Below are 20,858 nucleotides of genomic sequence, written 5' to 3'. Positions count from 1 at the left end.
CCGCAAGATAACTTGGAGGCAACACAGCGGCTGCCGGCCGGCATCCGGGACGTCTCCTCGACATCTTTCAGAGAAACCGCCCATGCTTTCTACCGAAAGTCATACGCCGACGCGCGAGGATTGGATGGACGCCTTGCTGTCCGCCAGCCCCGTCCCGCAGGCGCTTCTTGGTGCCGACGGGCGGTTGCTTGGTGTCAACGACGCCTTCGCCGCCGCCGCCGGCCTGCCGCGCAGCGCGGTGGAGGGACGGACGCTGCAGGCGCTCGGGCTGCCTCAGGACCTCTGCCGTGTCATCGATGGGCTGCGGGACCGGGTGTCGGCGACGGGCGCCCCGGCCGTCATGGAGGCGGGGGCCGCCGGGCTGCTGCTGCCGGGCCATGACGGGGCGGTGGTGGTGGCCGCGGCGCGCGGCATGGCCGGGGCCGTGGCGCTGATCGCCGAGGCGGGCGGGGCGGCGCTGGCGCGTGAGGAGGCGGCCGAGGCCCGCGCCGAGGCCGAGCGTGCACGCACGTCCATGGGTCGTTTCCTGTCGGCGGCCAGCCATGCCCTGCGCCAGCCGTTCCAGGCCATGCACCTGTTCCACCACCTGCTGGCCGGCCGTCTGACCGACACCACCAGCCAGGACCTTGCCGGGCAGCTCTCGCAGGCGATCACCGGCGGCGAAACCCTGCTGCGCGCGCTTCTCGACGTGTCGTCGCTGGAGGCCGGGCTGGTCGCCGCCAAGCCGCAGCCGTTCCCGGTCGACGAGCTGCTGGCCAAGATGCTGGAGGAGTTCGGGGGCGAGGCGGAGGCCAAGGGGCTGCGCTTCAACGTCCACCCGCTCGACGCCGAGGTCGCCAGCGACCCGGTGCTGATGGAGCGGCTGCTCCGGCCGCTCCTGGCCAACGCCCTGCGCTACACCAGCACGGGCGGCGTCCTGCTCGCCGCCCGGCGGCATGGCGGCGGCCTGCGCATCGAGGTGTGGGACACCGGGATCGGCATCGACCCGTCGCAGCATGCGGCCATCTTCGAGGACTTCCACCAGCTCGGCAACCCGGGGCGCGACCGCAAGCAGGGGCTGGGCCTCGGGCTCGGGATCGTGCGCCGGCTGTCGCGGCTGCTGGACCATCCGGTGACCGTCCGCTCCAGGCCCGGCAAGGGATCGGTCTTCGCCGTCGACCTGCCGCTGGCCGGCCGCTGAGGCGGCGCGCCGCCGCCCGCCTCCTGTGCGCAAATGTTCGGAACCGCGCTTGACAGAGGCCGGCGGGCGCGCACAGTGTGACGGTTAGAGCAACCGAACAGTTTCGAAAGCGACCATCTGGACGACAAGCCTTTCATAAGCCTTCGCATGATTTTCACACGGCTTCGCGCAACGACGCGGGCGCGTGCCATCAAAACTTCACGAAAGCATCGCGGGACGGCAACCCGTTGCCCTCATGACAACCGCGCACCATACCGGGATAGGGAGACCCACCAGATGTTGACCCGCCGCAAGTTCGCTCTCCTCACGGGCGCCGCCACCACGTCCGCGCTGCTGCTCGCCGCCCTGCCGGGCGCGGCACTGGCGCAGCAGAAGACGGTCGTCGAGTTCTGGCACGGCCTGCCGCAGCCGCTGGGCGGGCAGTTGGAGCAGATCGTCAAGGACTTCAACGACGGCCAGCAGGCGGTCCAGGTCAACGCCTCCTACAAGGGCAGCTATCCGGAGACGATGCAGGCGGCGATCGCCGCCTTCCGTGCCGGCAACGCGCCGCACATCGTGCAGATGTTCGAGGTCGGGACCGCCACCATGATGGCCGCCGGCCCGGCGGTGAAGCCGGTCTACCAGTTGATGGAGGAGACGGGCGCGTCCTTCGACGCCAACGCCTACATCCCCGCGGTGAAGGGCTACTACTCGTCCAAGGACGGGAAGATGATGGCGCTGCCGTTCAACAGCTCCACCGCCATCATGTTCTACAACAAGGACGCCTTCCAGAAGGCCGGCCTCGACCCGGCCAAGCCGCCGGCGACCTGGCCGGAACTGGTCGACGCGGCCAAGAAGCTCAAGGCCTCGGGGTCGAGCTGCCCCTTCACCACCTCCTGGCCGACCTGGGTGCAGCTCGAACAGTTGGGCGCCATCCACAACACCCCCTTCGCCAGCCAGGCCAACGGCTATGGCGGGCTGAACGCCGAGCTGAAGATCGACGCGCCGCTCTACGTCAAGCATGTCCAGGCGCTGATCGACATGCAGAAGGAGGGGCTGTTCAAGTACGGCGGCCGCGACAACAAGCCGGACGCCCTGTTCCCGTCGGGCGAATGCGCGATGATCCAGGGGTCGTCCTCGCTGCGCAGCCGCATCATCAAGGAGGCGACCTTCGCCTGGGGGGCCGCGCCGCTGCCCTACTGGCCGGAATTCGCCAACAACGATCCGAAGAACGGCATCATCGGCGGTGCGGCCTTCTGGGTCATGACCTCGCCCAAGCGGACCCCGGCCGAATACAAGGCGGTGTCGCAGTTCTTCACCTACCTGGCCAAGCCCGAGGTCGACGCCAAGTGGCACATGGACACCGGCTATGTCCCGGTGACGCTGAAGGGCATCGAGATCGCCAAGGCGCAGGGCTACTACGAGAAGAACCCGGGCGCCGACGTGCCGGCGGCCCAGCTCACCCGCACGCCGACCACCGAGAACAGCATGGGCCTGCGCCTGGGCAACCTGCCGGAGATCCGCAACATCATCCAGGAAGAGCTTGAGAAGGCCTTCCAGGGCCAGCAGGACGCCAAGCAGGCACTGGACGCTTCGATCAAGCGCGGCAACACCGTGCTGCGCAACTTCGAGCGCGCCAACAAGGGCTGATTCCCGAACCACGCCTGTATCCCCTCTCCCCCCGGGGAGAGGGTTAGGGTGAGGGAGATGCGCGGCGTGGCTCTTCTCGACAAGCGACGCCGTGGCTTCTTGTTCAATCCGCCCCATGCTTCCCCCTTACGCCACGCACAACCGACGAAAGACCATCCTTTGCAGCGTCGCGTCACCTTCGACAACCGGCTGTTGCCCTACCTGCTGCTGGCGCCGCAGGTGGCGGTGACGCTGGTGTTCTTCATCTGGCCGGCGGCCCAGGCGATCTGGCAGTCGGTGCACCTGCAGGACGCCTTCGGCATCCGCAGCGAATTCGTCTGGTTCGAGAACTTCACCCATGTGCTGAGCGACCCGAACTATCTCGACACGCTGAAGGTGACCATCGTCTTCAGCGTGGCGGTGACCGTGCTGGCGATGGGGGTGGCGCTGCTGCTGGCGGTGCTGGCCGATTCGAAGATCAAGGGCGCGCGGGCCTACAAGACGCTGCTGATCTGGCCCTACGCGCTGGCCCCGGCCGTCGCCGCGGTGCTGTGGATGTTCATCTTCAATCCCGACATCGGCTCCTTCGGCCGGGCGCTGCGAGCGCTCGGCTATGACTGGGACTACCGGCTGAACGGCGGCCAGGCGCTGGTGATGGTCATCATGGCCGCCAGTTGGAAGCAGGTGTCCTACAACTTCATCTTCTTCCTGGCCGGCCTGCAGGCGATCCCGCGCTCGGTGATGGAGGCGGCCAGCATCGACGGCGCCGGACCCGTCCGGCGGTTCTGGACCATCACCTTCCCGCTGCTGTCGCCGACCACCTTCTTCCTGCTGGTGGTCGACATGGTCTACGCCTTCTTCGAGACCTTCGGCACCATCCACGCCCTGACGCAGGGCGGGCCGGGCAAGGCGACGGAAACGCTGATCTTCCGCGTCTATCAGGACGGCGTGGTCAACAACGACCTCGGCGGGTCGTCGGCCCAGTCGGTGATCCTGATGGTGATCGTCATCGCGCTGACCGCGGTGCAGTTCCGCTTCGTCGAGCGCAAGGTCCATTACGCATGAAGCCGACCCGTTTCATCGATCTGGTGCCGCACATCGTCCTGATCGTCGGCGTGCTGATCTTCGCCTATCCGATCTACGTGACGCTGATCGGCTCCACCTGGGATTCCGGCACCATCGGCCGCGGCGGGCTGCCGCTGTGGCCGGGCGGGCAGGGGGCGGCCAACTATGCCCAGGCCTGGGCGGGCGAGGCCGGCGACCGGGCCATGTACACGCCCGTCCGCACCATGATGCTGAACAGCCTGGTGATGGCGCTGTCCATCGCGCTGGGCAAGATCGCCATCTCCATCCTGTCGGCCTATGCGGTGGCCTTCTTCCGCTTCCCGCTGCGCATGGCCTTCTTCTGGCTGATCTTCATCACGCTGATGCTGCCGGTGGAGGTGCGCATCATCCCGACCTACAAGGTCGTCGCCGACCTCGGCCTGATCAACACCTATGCCGGGCTGGCCATCCCGCTGATCGCGTCGGCCACCGCGACCCTGCTGTTCCGCCAGTTCTTCCTGACCATCCCTGACGAACTGCTGGAGGCGGCGAAGATCGACGGCGCCGGGCCGGTGCGCTTCTTCGTCGACGTGGTGCTGCCGCTGTCGCGCACCAACATCGCGGCGCTGTTCGTGATCCTCTTCATCTATGGCTGGAACCAGTATCTCTGGCCGCTTCTGGTCACCAGCAGCGGCGACATGGAAACCATCGTGACCGGCATCACCAAGATGATCGGCACCGGCGAGTCGGCCAACGACTGGCACATCATCATGGCGACCACGGTGCTGGCGATGCTTCCGCCGGTGGCGGTGGTGGTGTTCATGCAGCGCTGGTTCGTCAAGGGTCTTGTGGACAGCGAAAAGTAAGCGCGGGCGAAGGGAAAGAAGAACAATGGCAACCGTTGAAATCCGCAACGTCCGCAAGTCCTATGGCCCGGTCGAAGCGATCAAGGGCATCGACATCGCGATCCAGGACGGCGAGTTCCTGGTCCTGCTCGGCCCGTCGGGCTGCGGCAAGTCCACGCTCCTGCGCATGGTCGCCGGGCTGGAGGGCATCACCGGCGGCGAGATCGCCATCGGCGGGCGCGTCGTCAACCATCTGGACCCCAAGGACCGCGACATCGCGATGGTGTTCCAGAACTACGCGCTCTATCCGCACATGACGGTCTTCGACAACATGGCCTACGGCCTCAAGATCCGCGGGATTCCGAAGGCGGAAATCCGGGCGCGCGTCGACAGGGCGGCGGAAATCCTCGAACTCGGCCGCTTCCTCGACCGCCGGCCGAGCCAGCTCTCCGGCGGCCAGCGCCAGCGCGTCGCCATGGGCCGCGCCATCGTGCGCGAGCCCGCCGCCTTCCTGTTCGACGAGCCGCTGTCGAACCTGGACGCCAAGCTGCGCACCCAGATGCGGGTGGAGATCAAGCGCCTGCAGGACCGCCTGGGCATCACCAGCCTCTACGTCACCCACGACCAGGTGGAGGCGATGACGCTGGCGGACCGCATCCTGGTGATGAACCACGGCGTCGCCGAGCAGATCGGCACGCCGTTGGAGGTCTACCAGCGGCCGGCCAGCCTGTTCGTCGCCGGCTTCATCGGCTCGCCGCCGATGAACGTGCTGGACGGCCGCATCGACGACCGGGGCGGGGCGGTGCTGCTGCCGGGCGGCCAGAGCCTTCCCCTGCCGCAGCCGCGCCCGACCGAAGCCGGCCGGCCGGTGAAGCTGGGCATCCGGCCGGAGCACCTGGCGGTGGCGGACGCCGGCTTCGTCATCGAGGTGGAACTGGTCGAGGCGCTCGGCGCCGACACCGTGGTCTATGGCCGGCTGCCCGGCGGCGAGGCGCTGCTGGTCCGCATGGCCGGCCTGCCGAGCTGCCGCAGCGGCGACCGCCTGACGGTGTCGCCGCCGGCCGACGCCCTGCACCTGTTCGATGCCGTGACCGGCCGCCGGCTGGAGGGATGATGCTGCCCTCGCCCTTCCGAACCAGCACTTGCCCCCTCTCCCACGAAGTGGGGGAGGGGGCCTGGGCATGGAGCCGCGCGCTCAGAAGTCCGAGCAGCGTCCCTTGAACTCCCAGTCGCCGTAGCGGGTCGGTTCCGGTCCCTTCGGTCCGCCGATCTCGCCGGGCTTCTGCTCCGGTCCCTTCGCCTCGCCGGTTTCGGCGGTTGCTCCGGCGGTGGTCGTCTCGGCCACCGGCTCGGCGGTGGTCTGCTCGGGCATCTTCGGTTCGGTCATGCTGTCCATCGCAACTGCGGGCGTCCCATGCGGGAGCGGATCCGGGGAGCATCTTGAAGGCGGGCGCGCCGCGGACCCATATTTCGGGTGAGGCGGTCTTCTCCCCGCCGGCCCATCCTGAACCGATATGGCGATCATGACCAGCTATCTGAAGACCACGATCCTCCTTGCCGGCCTGACGGCCATCTTCATGGCGGTCGGCTTCCTGCTGGGCGGCAAGACCGGCCTGATCATCGCCTTCGTCATGGCGCTGGGCATGAACCTGTTCAGCTACTGGAACTCCGGCGACATGGTGCTGTCGATGTACGGCGCCCGCGAGGTCGACGCCTACTCGGCGCCGGAGTTCCACGGCATCGTCGCCCGGCTGGCCGAGCGCGCCGGCCTGCCGATGCCGCGCGTCTACATCATCGAGAACGACCAGCCCAACGCCTTCGCCACCGGCCGCAATCCTGAGAACGCCGCGGTGGCCGCCACCACCGGCCTGCTGCGGCGCCTGAGCCCGGAGGAGATCGCCGGCGTGATGGCGCATGAGCTGGCCCACGTGAAGAACCACGACACGCTGATCATGACGATCACCGCCACCATCGCCGGCGCGGTGTCGATGCTCGCCAATTTCGGCCTGTTCTTCGGGGCCTCCAGCAGCGACGAGCGCGGTGGCAACCCGCTGGGCATGGTCGGGGCCGTCCTGGCCGCCATCCTGGCGCCCATCGCCGCCACCCTGGTGCAGATGGCGATCAGCCGCACCCGCGAGTTCGAGGCCGACCGCATCGGCGCCGAGATCTGCGGCCGCCCCAACTGGCTTGCCGATGCGCTGACCAACATCCACAACGCCGCCAACCACATCCCCAACCATCAGGCCGAGGCGCATCCGGCGACCGCCCACCTCTTCATCGCCAACCCGCTGAGCGGCGCCAGCATGGCCAGCCTCTTCTCCACCCATCCCGACATGGGCGAGCGGGTGGCCCGCCTGCGGACGATGGGGGCCAGTTTCGGCGGCGGGTTCCGCGACGGTTTCGGCGGCGGTTTCGGCGGCGGCTCCGAGAATGGCGGTTTCGCCCCGCCGCGCGACGGGCGGTCGCCCTGGGGAGCGCCGCCGCAGGGTGACCGGAGCGGGCAGGGCGGTGGCTTCATGCCGCAGAACCGCCGCGGCCCCTGGGGATAACCCCAATGGCGGCCGGACGGTAAGGGCCTACTGGTAAGGGATTGCGCGCCGGAGGGGTAGGAGACTACCCTTCCGGCCAATGCTCAACCGCCACGGGCCGCCAGGGGAAGCTTGCATGTCCGACGCCGCGAAGTACCGCCTCGTCACCCGTTCTGATTTCGACGGCCTCGTCTGCGCCGTCCTGCTCAAGGACCTGGGCATCCTCGACGAGATCAAGTTTGTCCATCCCAAGGACATGCAGGACGGCAAGATCGAGATCACCGGCCGCGACATCACCACCAACCTGCCCTACGTGGAGGGCGCGCATCTCGTCTTCGACCACCACCTGTCGGAAACCATGCGCGTCGGCATCAAGCCGAACCACGTCATCGATCCCAAGGCGCCCTCGGCCGCCCGCGTGGTCTACGACTATTACGGCGGGAAGAAGCGGTTCCCCACCATCTCCGACGAGATGATGGCGGCGGTCGACCAGGCCGACTCGGCGCGCTACGAGCGCGAGGACATCCTCAACCCCACCGGCTGGACCCTGCTGAACTTCATCATGGACGCGCGCACCGGACTCGGCCGCTTCCGTGAGTTCCGCGTCTCCAACTACCAGTTGATGATGGACCTCATCGACCATTGCCGCAGCCACGGCATCGAGGAGATCCTGGAGCTGCCCGACGTCAAGGAACGGGCGGACCTCTACACACAGCATGCCGAGCTGTTCGTCGACCAGTTGAAGCGCTGCGCCACCGTGCGCGGCAACGTCGTCGTGCTCGACCTCCGCGAGGAGGAGACGATCTATGCCGGCAACCGCTTCATGATCTATGCGCTGTTCCCGGACACCAACGTGTCGATCCATGTGCTGTGGGGGCTGAAGCAGCAGAACACCGTGCTGGCCTGCGGCAAGTCGATCCTCAACCGCAGCTCGAAGACCGACATCGGGCCGCTGATGCTGGAATATGGCGGCGGCGGCCATCAGGCGGCCGGCACCTGCCAAGTCGACAACGGCCGGGCCGAGGCGGTGCTGGACGCCATCGTCGCCCGGATGCAGGCCGATGGGTAGGCACCGGCGGCCGGACCGGAGGCCGGATCGGCGGTTGCCGGCGGGCCTCGGCGCGTGAGCGCCGCCATCGCCGTTCCGGATGGCGCCCTGTTCGACGCCGGTTGGCTGGCCGCCCTGGCGGAGGAGGTGCCGCGGTCCCGGGCGCTCGACCATGCCCGCCCGCTGGTGGCGGCGGCGATCGCCCGCACCGACGTGGCCGGGGCGGCGGCGCTGGCCCGCATCGACGCGCTGGTGGCGGGGGACGCGCTCGACGCCATCCCGTCCCTGCTGGCGGCGGAAACCGACGAGCTGCCGGCGGCGGCGGCGGTGGCCGAACGCTCGATCCACGAGCTGATGAGCCGCGTCGCCTACAAGCGGCGTGAACTGATGCCGCTGTTCCCGCCGCTGATCGAGCGGGTGGCTGCGGTTCATGAGGGAATGATCCGGGCCTGCGGAGCGGCGCGCTGGCGGCTGATGGCGGCGCGTGCCCGCCTGCGGCCGGGCCGCCCGTCCAGCCCCATCCAGGGCGGCGGCACCCGCTATGTGAAGGGTGACAGCTTCGACGCCCGCGCCGCCGAAAGCCTTCCCGCCATCGACCGCACCCGTGCCGACCGTATCCTGAAGCGGCTGGGCGAGGCGCCGGTGCCGGAGGAGCTGGACCTGCGGCCGTTCGACGGCGGCGGCGATCTCTGGACGATCAGGGCCGGCGGCGCGAACCGCTTCGTCCTGCGGGTCGAGCGCGACCGGCGGGGCCCCTTCTACATGGTGGAGGACGTCGGGCCGCAGGCGCCCTGACCGGGGTCACGCCGCGGGGGTGGAGCGGAGCTGTTCGCGGTAGAAGATGTAGACCCCGCTGGCGACGATGATCGCCGTGCCGGCCATGGTCGACAGCCGCAGCGTTTCGCCGAACAGCATCAGCGAATAGAGGGCCGCCCATACCAGCGTGGTGTAGCCGAACGGCGCCACGGTGGAGGCCGGGGCGGCGCTGTAGGCGCGGATCAGGCAGAAATGGCTTATGCCGCCCAGCGTGCCCAGCAGCAGCATCAGCGCGATCCCGGTCAGGTCAGGCGTCACCCAGTTGAACGGCAGGGCCAGCGTGCAGACCACCGTGCCGGCGAGGCCGGTGTAGAAGATCGTCGTCGTCGGACTGTCGCTGGTCTTCAGCTTGCGCGTGGCGATCTGGTAGAGCGCGTTGCACAGGGCGGCACACAGCGGCAGCGCCACCGCCCAGTGGAAGGTGCCGCTGGCCGGCCCGACGATCAGCAGCGCCCCGGCCAGCCCGCCCAGCACGCCGGTCCAGCGCCGCCACCCGACCGTCTCGCCCAGCAACGGGACCGACAGCGCCGTCACCAGGACCGGGGCCGCGGTCGCGATGGCCTGGACCTCGGCGAAGGGGATCAGGTGCAAAGACAGGGTGGTGAGCAGCGTCGTCGTCAGCAGCAGGCAGGATCGCAGGAGTTGCAGCGGCAGTCGGCGCGACCTCATCAGGTGCGGGCTGCGCGAGGCGACGATCAGGCCGGCCAGCAGCATGTGCACCGCGAAGCGTGCCCAGACCACCTCCGTCAGCGGATAGGTCTGGGCCAGGATGCGGGTGGTCGCGTCCTGGGTCACGAACAACAGGGTGGTCAGCACCATCCAGAGGATGCCGGCCCGGCCCGCGCTGCGGTCGGCCAGTGTCGGTGCGCCGGCGGCGGCTGCTGCTGCCACGCTCACCGGTGTGTCCTCTGCGCTCATGAAATCCGCCGTCCCAAGGTCCGGTCCTATCAGTATAGGGGAACCGGACTTTTCTGCCCTGCCAAGGCCGTGAGGTTGCCGTGTCCCGCACGCAAAGCTGGCATGGACGGGGCGTCGGCTAGATGCCGGCCACGCCCCACAGCAGCAGGGCGACAAGACCGACCAGCAGCAGCGCCGCCACCGCGGTCAGCGCCAGCGCGCGGCCGATGTCGGCGGGTGTGGCGCGGGCGCGGCCGTCGCCGATCCAGGTCTCGGTGATGACCACGCCGCCGTCGCGGTGCGGGCCGCCGAGCGCGAGGCCGAGCGCGCCGGCCATGGCGGCGATCGGCCAGCCCATGTTCAGCGAAGGGTGCTTGCGGGCATCGCGGCCCAGCGTGCGGAAGGCGCCGGCGGCCTTGGCGGTGCCGATGAAGGGGGCGGCCAGCGCCAGCAGCAGCCCGGCCAAGCGGGCGGGCAGGGCGTTCAGCGCGTCGTCCAGCGTCGCCGCGGTCAGGCCGAAGCGGCCATGGCGGATGCCGGGGCTGCCGAGCGCGGCGTCGGCGCCGTCCATCGCGGTCCAGACGAACAGGCCCGGCACGCCGAGCAGCGCATAGCCGAAGACCGGCGCCACCAGCTTGCGGTCGAAGGCGCGGGCGGCGGCCTCCACGGCGGCGCGGGCGACGCCGTGCTCGTCCAGCCCGTAAGCGTGGCGCCGGGTCAGCGACTGGATCGCCTCCTGTCCGGCGGCGACCCCGCCGCTTTCCAGCGCCCGGCGCACCGCCCGCACCCGCGTCCAGGCCGCCCGCCCGCGCAGGCCGCAGAGCAGGGCCAGCAGCTCCACCATCCAGCCGCGGCCGAGGGAGCCGGCCCACTCCACCAGCAGCCCGGCGGCGGTGGCGATCGCCACCAGCGCCAGCACCACCAGGGCGCCGCGGACCGTGCGGGCGCCGCCGCCGCGTTCGGCGCGGTTCAGCCGGGCGTCGGCGGCGTTGCAGAAGCGCCGGGCCAGCGCGGCGGGATCGGGAAGCACACGGTCCAGCCAGTCGCCGAACAGCGCGTCGATCGCCAGCGCCAGCAGCAGGAGCAGCAGCGGGCCGGGACCGCCGAAGGCCGAACCGAACATGGCGTCTCCCGTCTCAGCGCGCGCCGGCCTGGCGCAGCATGGTGGCGACGCGGGTGTTGCGGCTTTCCTGCGACCAGTTCAGCGCGGTGCGTCCGGTGAAGTCGGAGCGGTCGACCTTCGCCCCCGCCTTCAGCAGCCGGTCCACGATGTCCGCGCGGCCGTTGCGCGCGGCGACCATCAGCGCGGTCATGCCGTCGCGGTTGTCCTGGTCCACCTTGGCGCCACGCTTCAGCAGAAGGTCGACGATGTCGCCGTTTCCGCTTTCCGACGCCGCGATCAGAGGGGTGACGCCGGCCTTGTCGGCACGGTTGACGTTGGCGCCGCCGTCCAGCAGCACCGAGACCATGGTCGTGCTGGAGCGCTCGATGGCCACCAGAAGCGCCGTCTTGCCGTGGATGTCCTCCTGGTTGGGGTTGTCGCCCCGCAGCAAGGCGCTTTTCAGCTTGTTGACATCGCCGTCGACGACCGCCTGCATCAGACCGGTTTCCTGGAACAGGCTGATCTGCGCCGCGGCGGGGGACGCCGTTCCGGCCGCAAGCCCGACGACGAGGCCGGTGGCGACGAAGCCGGCGACAAGGCCGGCGATCAAGCCGGCGACGGCGGGCTTGGCGGCGGTGCCGGCGGCGAGGAGGGAGGCGAGCGGAAGCCGCTTCATGTCGGTTGTCCTTCCTTGACAGCGGAGGTGCCGGATACTAGCCAAAAGACCGGCAGCTTTGCCAGATCGGCCTTCGGAGCGTCTGACCGCCATGCTGCGCAATCCGTTCGCCCGCCACGTCGCGCTGTTCCTGCTGGTGAAGGCCGTGCTGGTCGGGGTCGGCCTCTGGTGGGTTCTCGGCGGTCTGCCCGCACCGCGCGGTGTGATTGTATCGCCTCCGCCCGCCGCCCGGGAGTGAGTGGAACCTCGGCGCGCCGCTCCGGTTGACTCCCGATGATCCGGATCATCCGGACATCCAGCGGATCCAGCGAATGAAGGGGGTGAGGCATGATCGACGACCGCGACCCGAAGCCGGGCACGTCCACGGCGGCAGTGGTGGATTCCTCGGCTTGGACGGGCGACGGCAGTCCCTCGGCCGCGCCCGCGGTTCCCGGCGGCCCGAACCCCCACGGGCTGGTGCGTGAGGCGGTCGGGATCTTCGCCAGCCGCGATGCCCTGCAGTCGGCCATCGACGACCTCACCATGGCCGGCTTCCGCCGCCATGAATTGAGCGTGCTGGCCAACGACCAGACGATCCGCGACCAGCTCGGCCACGTGCCGTCCGACATCGACGACCTCGCCCACAATCCCGAGGCTCCGCGCCAGGCCTACGTCTCGCCGGAGGATACCGGCAGCGGCAAGGGGGTGGCGGTCGGCTTCCCGGCCTATGTCGGCGCGATCATCGCCACCGGCGCGGTGCTGGCCACCGGCGGCACCGCGCTGGCCGCCGCGGCTGCCGCCGCCGCCGCCGGGGTCGGCGGCGGGGCCGCCGGGACGTTCCTGTCGCAGTGGATCACCGACAAGCGCAACGAGCCGATGCTGCAGCAGCTCGACAAGGGCGGCATCCTGTTGTGGGTTGGGGTCGGCGACGCCGCCCGCGAGCAGGTGGCCTTGGAAATCCTGAACCGCCACGCCAGCCAGCCGGCCGAGGTGCACGAGGTCCGTCAGACCGGCTCGCAATGACGGTTTCCCGCCGGCCGGACGGTGCATGCACTCCCGAAGGGCAACGGCCGGCGGGTTCCCCTCACCCCCTGCGCCCGCGGCGGACCAGGGCGTCCGGCGTGAAGTCCTCCGGCCGGATCGGCGCGTCGAAGACCGGCGGCGGCAGGCCGTTGCCGATGCCGCGGGCGACGTAACGGTCGGCGGTCAGGTCGAAGGTGAACTCCGCCGCCGGCAGCAGCGCCGGGACCTGCCAGTGCGCGACGGGATGCGCCTCGGCATAGCGCAGCAGTTGCCCCTTGCCGTCATAATGCTCGGCGGCCAGGATCTGCCAGCTATCCTCGTCCAGGTAATAGGTGCGGTCGGGCAGGCCGTGGCGGAAGTTCGGCTTCAGGCGGGCGTCGACCACCCAGACCCGGTGCATCTCGTAGCGCAGGAATTGCGGGTTGGGATGTCCCGGCCACAGCAGGTCCTTGACCGTCAGGCCGGGGTTGGTCAGCGGATAGGCGTTGTAGGGCATGTACATCTCGCGCCGCGTCACCAGCGTGAAGTCGAAGCGGTCGAGCGCGCCGCTGAACATGTCCAGCATGTCGGCGCTGCAGATGCCGGCGGTCACCGGATCGGGCGTGTCGTACGAGAAGTCGGGCGCGCGGACGACCCGGCCGCGTTCGCCCTCGCGCGCCCAGGCCAGCGTGCGCGCGGCGATCGGGTCGAGCGTCGACTGGATCAGCAGGCTGGTGCCGGCCTGGTCCTTGGGATCGAGGATGGTGCGGCGGTACAGCAGCGGCGGCGACGCGGCGTCCCCGGCGGCATAGGGGGAGGCGAACTCCTCGCGCAGCTTGGTTGCCGTCCGCGAGCCGTCTCCGGCCCGGACGATGGTCAGGCCGGTCTGCGACAGGCTGGTCCCGCGCCAGCGCAGCTTGTGGTTCCACATCGCCTGCACGCCGTTGGCGGGGATGGGGAAAGGCACCCCGACCGCGGCATCGCGCAGGGCCAGCCCGTTCTCGCCCACCTTGGCCCGGCCGGCGTTGGCGAGCGTGGCGTCATAGATGCGCTGCGGCGCTGCGGCGCTGCGGCGACTGGGGAACAGCGCCAGCTCGAAGCTCTCCGGGTATTTCGCGAGCAGCGCCTGCTGGCCGGCGGTCAGCCGGATCTTGTAGCGCTCGGCGTCGGCGGCACCGACCGTGAACCAGCGCACGTCCTCGACATAGGGGTCGGGCGACGGCTGGCCGGGCACATAGCCGCGCGGCGCCGTGACCAGCCCGCCTGTCCAGCGCGGGATCGCCCGCGTGCGGTTGCCGGCGCGCACGGCGCCGAAGGGCGTCAGCTCCTCCCCAAGTTCAGGCACCCCGACATTGACCGGCGGCTTGTCCTGCCCGCGCGCCGGTCCGGCCGCTGCCATGGCGACGGCGCCACCCAGCAGGCCCAGCGCCTCGCGGCGGTTGGGCAGGCGGCCGGGCGGCCGGGCGGAAGGGGAATTCCCGGATCGGGTCATGACGGGGACAGCTCCGCCTCGATGGCGGCGCAGGCGCCGGCGAGGGCGGCCCGCAGCATCTCCGCGTCCTCGACCAGGGCCGCTGGCGGATCGCCCGCGGCCGCCCCCTGCTCCAGGCGGTGCGCGGCGTCGGCGAGCGGCCGGGCGCCGGCATTGCGGGCGGAGCCCTTCAGGTTGTGGGCGCAGGTGCGCACACGCTCCCGGTTCCCGGCCCCGAGCGCCTCCTCCAGGTCCGCCATCACCCCCCGGCTGATCGTCACGAAATCGCCCAGCAGCTCCGCCAGCATCGCCTCATCGCCGCCGCACAGCTCGCGCAACCCGCTGGTGTCGATCGGCGGCACCGCGGCGGCCTGCCTGACCGCGGCCGGCGCGACCGCCAGGGATTGCGATGGCGGTGGCGGTGGCGGGGAGACGGCCGTCATGGCGGCACCGTTCGGCGGCGGCATCCAGCGGGCCAAGGCGACGGCGAGCTGCGACAGCTCCAAGGGCTTGCTCAGGACGTCGTCCATCCCGGCGGCACGGTAGCTTTCGGCATCGGCGGGCGCGGCGTTGGCGGTGATGGCGATGATCGGAAGCCGCTCGCGCCCCGCCGCACCGCCTTCGGCCTTGCGGATGCTGCGCGTCAGCTCGAAGCCGTCGACCTCCGGCATCTGGATGTCCGTCAGCAGCAGGGCATGGCGGTAGCCGTTCCGCCGCATGGCGTCGAAGGCGGCCAGCGCCTCGGCCCCGCCGGGCGTCATCTCCGCGGCGTAGCCCAGCGCCTGGAGCTGCATCAGCAGCACCTTGCGGTTCACGGGATTGTCTTCGGCCACCAGGATCAGGCGGCCATGGACGATCGCTTCCGCAATGCCGCTTCCGGCCATGGCGGCGGTGGGCAATGGAAAGGGGGGCAATGGAACGGTGGTCAGGAGCGTTGGGCGGCATGGGGCCGCCGGTGACGAGGTGGCGGCCGGCGGAGGCATCGCGGCCGGCGCCCGTGCCGGCCGCGCGGTCGCTGTGGCCACGGCGCGCAGAAGCGCGAGACGGCGCACCGGCCGGCTTACCATCGCCGGAGCGGCCATCCCCGCTATGCCTCGCCCGGCAGCCCCGTCGCGGAAACCGGAGCGCGGGGGCGGGCAGGACTCTCCTCCGCCGGGACCGATCAGCACCACCGGCCGGCGGGCTTCGCCGCTGCGGCGGCCCAGCTCCTCCGGCGCGCAGGCGGCAGCGGGGATGTGGAGGCTTTCGTCGAGGACGGCGACATCGACCGCCCGCCCGGCGTCCCGCGCGCCGCGGGCCTGCGTCGCCAGTTCCCGGGGCGTGCCGGCGGCGAGAACGATGGCACCGGCCCGCGTCAGATAGCGGGCGAGGAAACCGCGCTCGACCTCGTCGGGCAGGCCGAGCAGCACGGTCACCCCCTCCAGGCCGACGGCGTCTGCGCCCGTCGCCTCGGCATCCCCCGCCCGGTCGGTGCGCGGGTGGGGGAGCGGCGCAGGGGCTGGCGCGGAGGCCGGCAGGGCGGGGTCGGCGAAGGGAGGGCGTGCGAGCGGCAGGCGCAGCCAGAAGCGCGACCCCGTGCCGGGGCTGCTCTCCACCCCGATCTCGCCGCCCATCAGCGCCGCCAGCCGCCGGCTGATCGACAGGCCGAGCCCGGTGCCGCCGAAGCGGCGGGCGGTGGAGCTTTCGGCCTGGGTGAAGGGCTGGAACAGGCGTTGGCGCGTTCCCTCCGCGATGCCGATGCCGGTGTCGCTCACCGTGATGCGCAGCGCCGGTTCCCCGGCGCCGGCGGCGGCATTCTCCAGGTCGGCATGCAGGACGACACGGCCGGCCTCGGTGAACTTGATGGCGTTGCCGGCGAGGTTGAACAGGATCTGGCGCAGCCGGACCGGATCGCCCAGCAGCGGCACCGGGATCGCCGGCTCTACGTAGGTCAGCAGCGCCAGCCCCTTGGCACCGGCCGACGGGGCCAGCGTCTCGGCCACCCCCTCGACCAGTGCCGGAACCGACAGCGGGACCCGTTCCAGGTCCATCTTCCCCGCCTCGATCTTCGAGAAGTCGAGGATGTCGTCGATGATGCGCAGCAGGGCGTCGGCGGACTCGCGCATGGTCGCGACGGTGTCGCGCTGATGAACGTCCAGCTCGGTCCGCTCCAGCAGCCCCAGCATGCCAAGCACGCCGTTCATCGGCGTGCGGATCTCGTGGCTCATGGTGGCGAGGAAGGCGGACTTGGCCCTGGTCGCCTCCTCCGCCTGCTCCTTGGCCAGTTCCATCTGGCGCTCGGCGAGCTTGCGGCGGGTGATGTCGTAGATCCAGCACAGGTGCACCGGCCGGCCGTCCAGCAACGCCGGGTCGACCGAGATCAGCGCCCAGAAGGTCGAACCGTCGGCCCGGCGGAGCCGCACCTCGGCATCGTGCAGCGGCCCGCCGCCACCCGGGATACCGCCAACTGGGATGTTGCCGCCGGGGATGTTGCCGCCCGGAAAGCCGCCATCCGCAAAGAGACCGGCCGCCGCGGTGCCCAGCAGGTCCTCCTTCGGGAAGCCGAGCAGCGAGGCGAGGCGCTGGTTGGCCAGCACCATGACGCCGTCGCCGTCATAGGCGCAGACGCCCACCGGGCTTGCCTCCAGCAGCGCGTTGATCTGCTCGCGGCTCTCGTGCAGTTCGCGCGTGCGCTCGGCCACGCGGGTCTCGATCGAGCGGATCTGGTCGAAGGCGCGCAGCGCCGCGATCACCGAGGTGAACAGGCTTTCCGCCGACAGGTCGGCCTTGGGCTTGTAGTCGTTGATGTCGTAGTCGACGATCACGTCGCGCTGCGGCGCCTGTCCGGGCTGCCCGGTGCGCAGCAGGATGCGGACCTCGCGGTTTCCCAGCTCGTCGCGGATCCAGCGCACCAGCCTCAGGCCGGAATCGTCCTCCTCCATCACCACGTCCAGCAGGACCACCGCGACGTCGCGGCGGTGTTCGAGATGCAGGCGCGCATCGGCCGCGGTGAGGCAGCCCACCAGTTCCAGGCGCCTGCCCTGGAAGGTGGTGCCGGACAGCAGCAGGGCGGTCATCGCGTGGACGTCCGGCTCGTCGTCGACCACCAGGATCGTCCAGGGAAGCGCCGGCTCCTCGGCCGACCGGTCCGGGGCGGGGCCGGCGGTCCGGCTCGGGGTATGGCTGGCGGACTGGCCGGCGGGACCGTCGTCGCGTCGCGCGCCGCCGCGGCGGGCTGCCGCGGTGCCGGTGCCCACCGCTTTGGGGCCGCCGGCTCCGTCCCCACCGGCTCCGTCCCCACCGGCTCCGTCCCCACCGGCTCCGTCACCGTCCGTGCCATCCTCATCCGCGAACCGGATCTCGTCGTCGTCGAAGGAAGCGCCGGTGTTCATGCGGGTTCTGTCTCCAGCGGGTCGGGCGGGCGGTCGTCCGGGCGGCCGGGCGGCCGGGGCACCCCGGTGTGCGGTGTAGCGGTGTCCGGCTTAGCGGTGTCCGGTGCAGCGGCGTTCGGCGTGGCGGTTTTCGGCACGCGCAGCGTGAAGGTAGTTCCATCGCCCGGAACGCTGTCAACCGAGATCCTCCCGCCCAGCGACTGGGTGACCAGGTTGAAGACGATGTGCAGGCCGAGGCCGCTGCCGCCGGACCCGCGCCGCGTGGTGAAGAAGGGTTCGAAGACCTTCGGCAGGTTCTCCGGCGGGATGCCGATGCCATCGTCGGCGAAGCGAATCTCCACGTCGCCGTCCGGCATCTCGTCGACGTCGATGACCATGTGCCCGCTGCTGCCGGACGGGAAGGCATGGGTCAGGGAGTTCATCACCAGGTTCGTCACGACCTGGCTCAGCGCGCCCGGGAGGCTGTCCATCATGATGCCGGGGGAGCAGGCGATGGCGATGCGGTGGCGGCTTTTGCGCAGGGTGGGTCCCAGCGAGGTGACCACCTCCTCCAGGTAGGCCAGAAGTTCGAAGCAGCGCCGCTCCTGGCTGGTCTGGTCGACGGCGACACGCTTGAAGCTCTGGATCAGTTCGGCGGCGCGGGTCAGGTTCTGCTCGATCAGCCTTGCCGAATCGCCGGCGGTGGCGACATAGGCGGCCAGATCGGATCGCTTCATCGTTCCATGCTCGAAGGCGTCGGACAGCACGCCGGTCCGGCCGGACAGATGGGTGGCGCAGCCGAAGGCGATGCCGATCGGGGTGTTGATCTCGTGGGCCACGCCGGCGACCAGCAGCGCCAGCGAGGCCATCTTCTCCGCCTGCACCAGGCTGGCCTGAGTTTCCTTCAGTTCGGCGTAGGCCCGCTCCAGCTCCTGCATGGCGGTGAAGATCTCCTCGGCCGAGCGTGCCTCCACCGTCACGTCGGTGAGCGTGCGGACGAAACCGCCTTCGGGCAGCGGATTCGTCCGCACCTCGACGATACGCCCGTCCGGGCGGCGGCGCTTGAAGGTGAAGGGCTGGTCGATGGCCCCGCTCGGCTCGTCCGGCGGGCCGCCGGTTCCCTCCTGGCCGCCGCCATAGGAGAGGAAGAGGTCGGGATCGTCGCCGAACTCGCCGAACTCGCCCCGCCGTTGCTGGAGGGCCACCACCTCGGCGAACAGCGGGTTGCCGACCAGCAGTTCCTGCGGAATGTTCAGCAGTTCCGCCGCGCGCCGGTTGGCCATCACCACCCGCCCGTCGCCGTCGACCTTCAGGATGCCCTGGTCGGTGTTGTCGAGCGTGACCTGCAGGATGTTCCGTTCGCGGGCGAGGTCCAGTTCCGCCCTCACCCGTTCGGTGACGTCGGACATGGTGCCGGTCAGGCGCAGGGCGCGGCCGTCGGCGCCGCGCCGCGCCGTCGCCCGATCCTCGATCCAGGCCCAGCGACCGTCGCGCCGGCGCATCCGGTAGACCGCGGCATAATCCCTGGCCTGGTCGCGCAGCCGGCGCCGGGACGCCGCGATGACCCGCTCCCTCTCCTCGGGATGCAGCAGCGAGGCCCAGGTTTCCGCCGTCATCGCCAGTTCGTCCGGGCCATATCCCAGCAGGGCCGGAAATTCCTTCGACCACCAATATTGCCCGTTGCCGAGATTGTAGTCCCAGACCGAGGAGCGCGTGGCGGTGATGGCGAGCGCCAGCCGTTCCTCGCTCTTGCGCAGCGCCGTTTCCTCCTGCCACAGCCGCGCGGCCATGGCGTTGTGGGCCTCGATCACCCGCCCGAGCTCGTCGGCGGCCCGCCAATCGACCGGCCGGTGGGGCCGTTCGTCGGCGCTGTCCCGCTCCGCCTCCCGGATGGAGGCGATCAGCCGGTGCAGCGGCCGCCCGACCGCCAGCCGCAATGCCGCAAGCGCCGCTGCGGCGGTTCCGGCGAGCATCAGCAGGAGAAGCAGGGTGCCTGCCGCCGCGTCCCGCCGCAGGTGCTCGTCGACGGCATCGCGGCTGTAATAGAGCGCGACCGTGCCGACCTGCAGGTCGTGGATGCGGATCGGCCGCCGTTCGACCGCGGCGCCGGCGTCCGGCGGGCAGCCGGCCCCCGGCCAGGACACCCGGTCCCCGCTGCGCTCGTCGCTCACCTCCACGCAGACCACATCGCGGATGCCGCCGATGGCCTGGACAAGGGTGCCGACCGACCGCAGGTCGAAGGTCCAGGAGGTGCTGGACAGCGTGGCGGCGTTGACGTCGGCGATGGCGGCCATCTTCTCGCGCAAGGCCGCCTCCAGGTCGCGCTGGCGTCCGTGGAGGGCGACGGCGAGCACCAGCGCCGCCATCACCATCGTGCCCGGCATCAGGATCAGGAGGACCTTGGCCGACACCGTCGGCACCCGCCGCCACGCCTCAGCGATCCTGGTCATTCGATGCCGTTCCGGTCCATGGTTGCTGCCGGGCGCGCCCGGGGGCGGCGCACCCGCTGCGCGTGGTCCCGGCGGGATGTTCTACCGGCTTGGCGCGGGACAGTCCATGGCGACGGAGCCGGAGCCCGGAATGCCGGGGCCGCGATGGCTTTTCGCCGTTCTGCCGCAGCCTTCCGGAAATATCGCGTTGCCAGGGAATATGGGATGGGGCGATGATCCAGCGTTGAGCGAAATTGGCCGATTGCACCACTGTGCATATTCAAGTAATCAGTGTTCCACCCGCATTCGTCGGCGCCGGCGGGGCGAATGCAAGACACTCCTTCGGCGGCGGACTTTTCGACAGGGCGTTCGGCGACGAACGGGTGAGGGAAACATGGAGTTCAAGAAGACGGCGACTGCCGAGGCGACCGAACTGTCGCTCAGCGGACGGCTGGAGTTCACCGATCATGACGCGCTGCGCGACATCATCGGCATCGTGGAACAGTCCGGGGGCAAGCGCTTCGTCCTGAACCTTGCGGATCTGGCCTTCATCGATTCCGCCGGTCTCGGCATGCTGCTGATCCTGCAGGAGGAGGTGGAGTCGCACGGCGGCGCGCTGGCGGTGCGCGGTGCGGCAGGCGACGTCAAGCGGTCGATCGACCTCGCGCGCATCGGCGAGATCATCACCATCGAGGACTGACGCCCGGCCACCCACCACGGCCCTCCAACCCTGGCCATCTAACTCCGGCCATCCAACCCTGGAATGCCGGGCTCCGGGGTGCCGGAGCCGGGCAGCCGAAGCCCGGTCCGACCCATCCACCCTGGTCCGGCGGGCGCCCGGCCGGTTCCCGCCGCGGGAGTGTGCTGCCATGGATGCCGCCTT

At 70.4% G+C, this 20,858-nt stretch carries 18 protein-coding genes; 11 read left to right on the top strand and 7 right to left on the bottom strand.

Annotation, left to right across the window (positions count from 1 at the left end):
• Positions 1-82 precede the first annotated feature (82 nt).
• The 5 genes from J2850_RS04690 to J2850_RS04670 all read left to right on the top strand — a co-directional run bounded on the left by J2850_RS04690 (position 83) and on the right by J2850_RS04670 (position 5,791).
• Complete coding sequence (locus tag J2850_RS04690) at positions 83-1,180, top strand: sensor histidine kinase (RefSeq protein WP_209979228.1); 1,098 nt, start codon at positions 83-85, stop codon at positions 1,178-1,180.
• 276 nt (positions 1,181-1,456) lie between these two features.
• On the top strand, positions 1,457-2,809 hold the full coding sequence (gene ugpB / locus J2850_RS04685; RefSeq protein WP_209979226.1) for a sn-glycerol-3-phosphate ABC transporter substrate-binding protein UgpB: 1,353 nt from the start codon (positions 1,457-1,459) through the stop codon (positions 2,807-2,809).
• A 159-nt stretch (positions 2,810-2,968) separates the two neighbouring features.
• On the top strand, positions 2,969-3,853 hold the full coding sequence (gene ugpA, locus J2850_RS04680) for a sn-glycerol-3-phosphate ABC transporter permease UgpA (RefSeq protein ID WP_209979224.1): 885 nt from the start codon (positions 2,969-2,971) through the stop codon (positions 3,851-3,853).
• The gene (ugpE, locus tag J2850_RS04675; RefSeq protein WP_209979222.1) at positions 3,850-4,698 is read left to right on the top strand and encodes a sn-glycerol-3-phosphate ABC transporter permease UgpE; all 849 of its coding nucleotides are present in this window, start codon (positions 3,850-3,852) and stop codon (positions 4,696-4,698) included. Before ugpA ends, ugpE begins: the two co-directional genes overlap by 4 nt.
• Positions 4,699-4,723: 25 nt before the next feature.
• Entirely contained in the window at positions 4,724-5,791 is a 1,068-nt protein-coding gene (locus J2850_RS04670) for a sn-glycerol-3-phosphate import ATP-binding protein UgpC (RefSeq protein ID WP_209979220.1), read from the top strand.
• 81 nt (positions 5,792-5,872) lie between these two features.
• Here the strand turns inward: J2850_RS04670 and J2850_RS04665 are convergent, their stop codons facing one another.
• Positions 5,873-6,073 carry a DUF1674 domain-containing protein gene (locus tag J2850_RS04665; protein ID WP_209979218.1) on the bottom strand — a complete coding sequence of 67 codons (201 nt, stop codon included), beginning with the start codon at positions 6,071-6,073 and terminating at the stop codon, positions 5,873-5,875.
• A gap of 118 nt (positions 6,074-6,191) precedes the next feature.
• Between J2850_RS04665 and htpX the strand changes: the two genes are divergently transcribed.
• From htpX to J2850_RS32020, 3 genes are all read left to right on the top strand, one after another.
• Positions 6,192-7,226, top strand: a complete 1,035-nt coding sequence (gene htpX / locus J2850_RS04660) for a zinc metalloprotease HtpX (protein ID WP_209979216.1) — start codon at positions 6,192-6,194, stop codon at positions 7,224-7,226.
• A 115-nt stretch (positions 7,227-7,341) separates the two neighbouring features.
• Positions 7,342-8,274 (top strand): exopolyphosphatase, encoded by a 933-nt coding sequence (locus J2850_RS04655; protein WP_209979214.1) that lies wholly within the window; start codon positions 7,342-7,344, stop codon positions 8,272-8,274.
• 54 nt (positions 8,275-8,328) lie between these two features.
• Positions 8,329-9,048, top strand: a complete 720-nt coding sequence (locus J2850_RS32020) for a hypothetical protein (protein WP_209979212.1) — start codon at positions 8,329-8,331, stop codon at positions 9,046-9,048.
• Between the two features lie 6 nt (positions 9,049-9,054).
• Here J2850_RS32020 and J2850_RS04645 read toward each other — a convergent pair whose 3' ends face one another.
• From J2850_RS04645 to J2850_RS04635, 3 genes are all read right to left on the bottom strand, one after another.
• Positions 9,055-9,987 carry a DMT family transporter gene (locus tag J2850_RS04645; RefSeq protein ID WP_209979210.1) on the bottom strand — a complete coding sequence of 311 codons (933 nt, stop codon included), beginning with the start codon at positions 9,985-9,987 and terminating at the stop codon, positions 9,055-9,057.
• Between the two features lie 118 nt (positions 9,988-10,105).
• Positions 10,106-11,089, bottom strand: coding sequence for a CobD/CbiB family cobalamin biosynthesis protein (locus J2850_RS04640; RefSeq protein ID WP_209979208.1), 984 nt, complete (start codon positions 11,087-11,089; stop codon positions 10,106-10,108).
• 13 nt (positions 11,090-11,102) lie between these two features.
• On the bottom strand, positions 11,103-11,744 hold the full coding sequence (locus J2850_RS04635; RefSeq protein ID WP_246512798.1) for an ankyrin repeat domain-containing protein: 642 nt from the start codon (positions 11,742-11,744) through the stop codon (positions 11,103-11,105).
• Positions 11,745-11,835: 91 nt separating this feature from the next.
• Here J2850_RS04635 and J2850_RS04630 point away from each other — a divergent pair, with 91 nt between their 5' ends.
• Together J2850_RS04630 and J2850_RS04625 are read left to right on the top strand one after the other, a co-directional pair.
• A complete protein-coding gene (locus tag J2850_RS04630) occupies positions 11,836-11,982 on the top strand; it encodes a hypothetical protein (RefSeq protein WP_209979203.1) in 147 nt (48 codons plus the stop codon).
• An 89-nt stretch (positions 11,983-12,071) separates the two neighbouring features.
• Positions 12,072-12,746: a hypothetical protein gene (locus tag J2850_RS04625; RefSeq protein WP_209979201.1), complete on the top strand. Its 675-nt coding sequence runs from the start codon at positions 12,072-12,074 to the stop codon at positions 12,744-12,746.
• Between the two features lie 61 nt (positions 12,747-12,807).
• On the opposite strand, the gene J2850_RS04620 is transcribed toward J2850_RS04625, so the two are convergent.
• Genes J2850_RS04620 through J2850_RS04610 form a run of 3 tightly spaced genes read right to left on the bottom strand, consistent with a single transcriptional unit; the run spans position 12,808 to position 19,996 of the window.
• Positions 12,808-14,217: a DUF1329 domain-containing protein gene (locus J2850_RS04620; RefSeq protein WP_209979200.1), complete on the bottom strand. Its 1,410-nt coding sequence runs from the start codon at positions 14,215-14,217 to the stop codon at positions 12,808-12,810.
• The gene (locus J2850_RS04615) at positions 14,214-17,567 is read right to left on the bottom strand and encodes a hybrid sensor histidine kinase/response regulator (protein WP_246512797.1); all 3,354 of its coding nucleotides are present in this window, start codon (positions 17,565-17,567) and stop codon (positions 14,214-14,216) included. Before J2850_RS04615 ends, J2850_RS04620 begins: the two co-directional genes overlap by 4 nt.
• Complete coding sequence (locus J2850_RS04610; protein ID WP_209979198.1) at positions 17,564-19,996, bottom strand: PAS domain-containing sensor histidine kinase; 2,433 nt, start codon at positions 19,994-19,996, stop codon at positions 17,564-17,566. The genes J2850_RS04615 and J2850_RS04610 overlap by 4 nt, the downstream gene beginning before the upstream one ends.
• A gap of 373 nt (positions 19,997-20,369) precedes the next feature.
• Here J2850_RS04610 and J2850_RS04605 point away from each other — a divergent pair, with 373 nt between their 5' ends.
• Positions 20,370-20,675, top strand: a complete 306-nt coding sequence (locus J2850_RS04605) for an STAS domain-containing protein (RefSeq protein WP_209979196.1) — start codon at positions 20,370-20,372, stop codon at positions 20,673-20,675.
• Positions 20,676-20,858 lie beyond the last annotated feature (183 nt).

This window comes from Azospirillum picis (assembly GCF_017876115.1).
Taxonomy (GTDB): Bacteria; Pseudomonadota; Alphaproteobacteria; order Azospirillales; family Azospirillaceae; genus Azospirillum; species Azospirillum picis.
Note: the sequence above shows the minus strand (reverse complement) of the source record. Positions and strands in the feature narration are given on the sequence as shown.

Coding starts and splice junctions, on each gene's coding strand:
- J2850_RS04625 (WP_209979201.1), top strand. CDS start 12,072: ATGATCGACGACCGCGACCCGAAGCCGGGCACGTCCACGGCGGCAGTG.
- J2850_RS04645 (WP_209979210.1), bottom strand. CDS start 9,987: ATGAGCGCAGAGGACACACCGGTGAGCGTGGCAGCAGCAGCCGCCGCC.
- J2850_RS04615 (WP_246512797.1), bottom strand. CDS start 17,567: ATGAACACCGGCGCTTCCTTCGACGACGACGAGATCCGGTTCGCGGAT.
- J2850_RS04665 (WP_209979218.1), bottom strand. CDS start 6,073: ATGGACAGCATGACCGAACCGAAGATGCCCGAGCAGACCACCGCCGAG.
- J2850_RS04670 (WP_209979220.1), top strand. CDS start 4,724: ATGGCAACCGTTGAAATCCGCAACGTCCGCAAGTCCTATGGCCCGGTC.
- J2850_RS04690 (WP_209979228.1), top strand. CDS start 83: ATGCTTTCTACCGAAAGTCATACGCCGACGCGCGAGGATTGGATGGAC.
- ugpB (WP_209979226.1), top strand. CDS start 1,457: ATGTTGACCCGCCGCAAGTTCGCTCTCCTCACGGGCGCCGCCACCACG.
- J2850_RS04640 (WP_209979208.1), bottom strand. CDS start 11,089: ATGTTCGGTTCGGCCTTCGGCGGTCCCGGCCCGCTGCTGCTCCTGCTG.
- J2850_RS04635 (WP_246512798.1), bottom strand. CDS start 11,744: ATGAAGCGGCTTCCGCTCGCCTCCCTCCTCGCCGCCGGCACCGCCGCC.
- J2850_RS04655 (WP_209979214.1), top strand. CDS start 7,342: ATGTCCGACGCCGCGAAGTACCGCCTCGTCACCCGTTCTGATTTCGAC.
- J2850_RS04610 (WP_209979198.1), bottom strand. CDS start 19,996: ATGACCAGGATCGCTGAGGCGTGGCGGCGGGTGCCGACGGTGTCGGCC.
- J2850_RS04630 (WP_209979203.1), top strand. CDS start 11,836: ATGCTGCGCAATCCGTTCGCCCGCCACGTCGCGCTGTTCCTGCTGGTG.
- J2850_RS04620 (WP_209979200.1), bottom strand. CDS start 14,217: ATGACCCGATCCGGGAATTCCCCTTCCGCCCGGCCGCCCGGCCGCCTG.
- ugpE (WP_209979222.1), top strand. CDS start 3,850: ATGAAGCCGACCCGTTTCATCGATCTGGTGCCGCACATCGTCCTGATC.
- htpX (WP_209979216.1), top strand. CDS start 6,192: ATGGCGATCATGACCAGCTATCTGAAGACCACGATCCTCCTTGCCGGC.
- J2850_RS04605 (WP_209979196.1), top strand. CDS start 20,370: ATGGAGTTCAAGAAGACGGCGACTGCCGAGGCGACCGAACTGTCGCTC.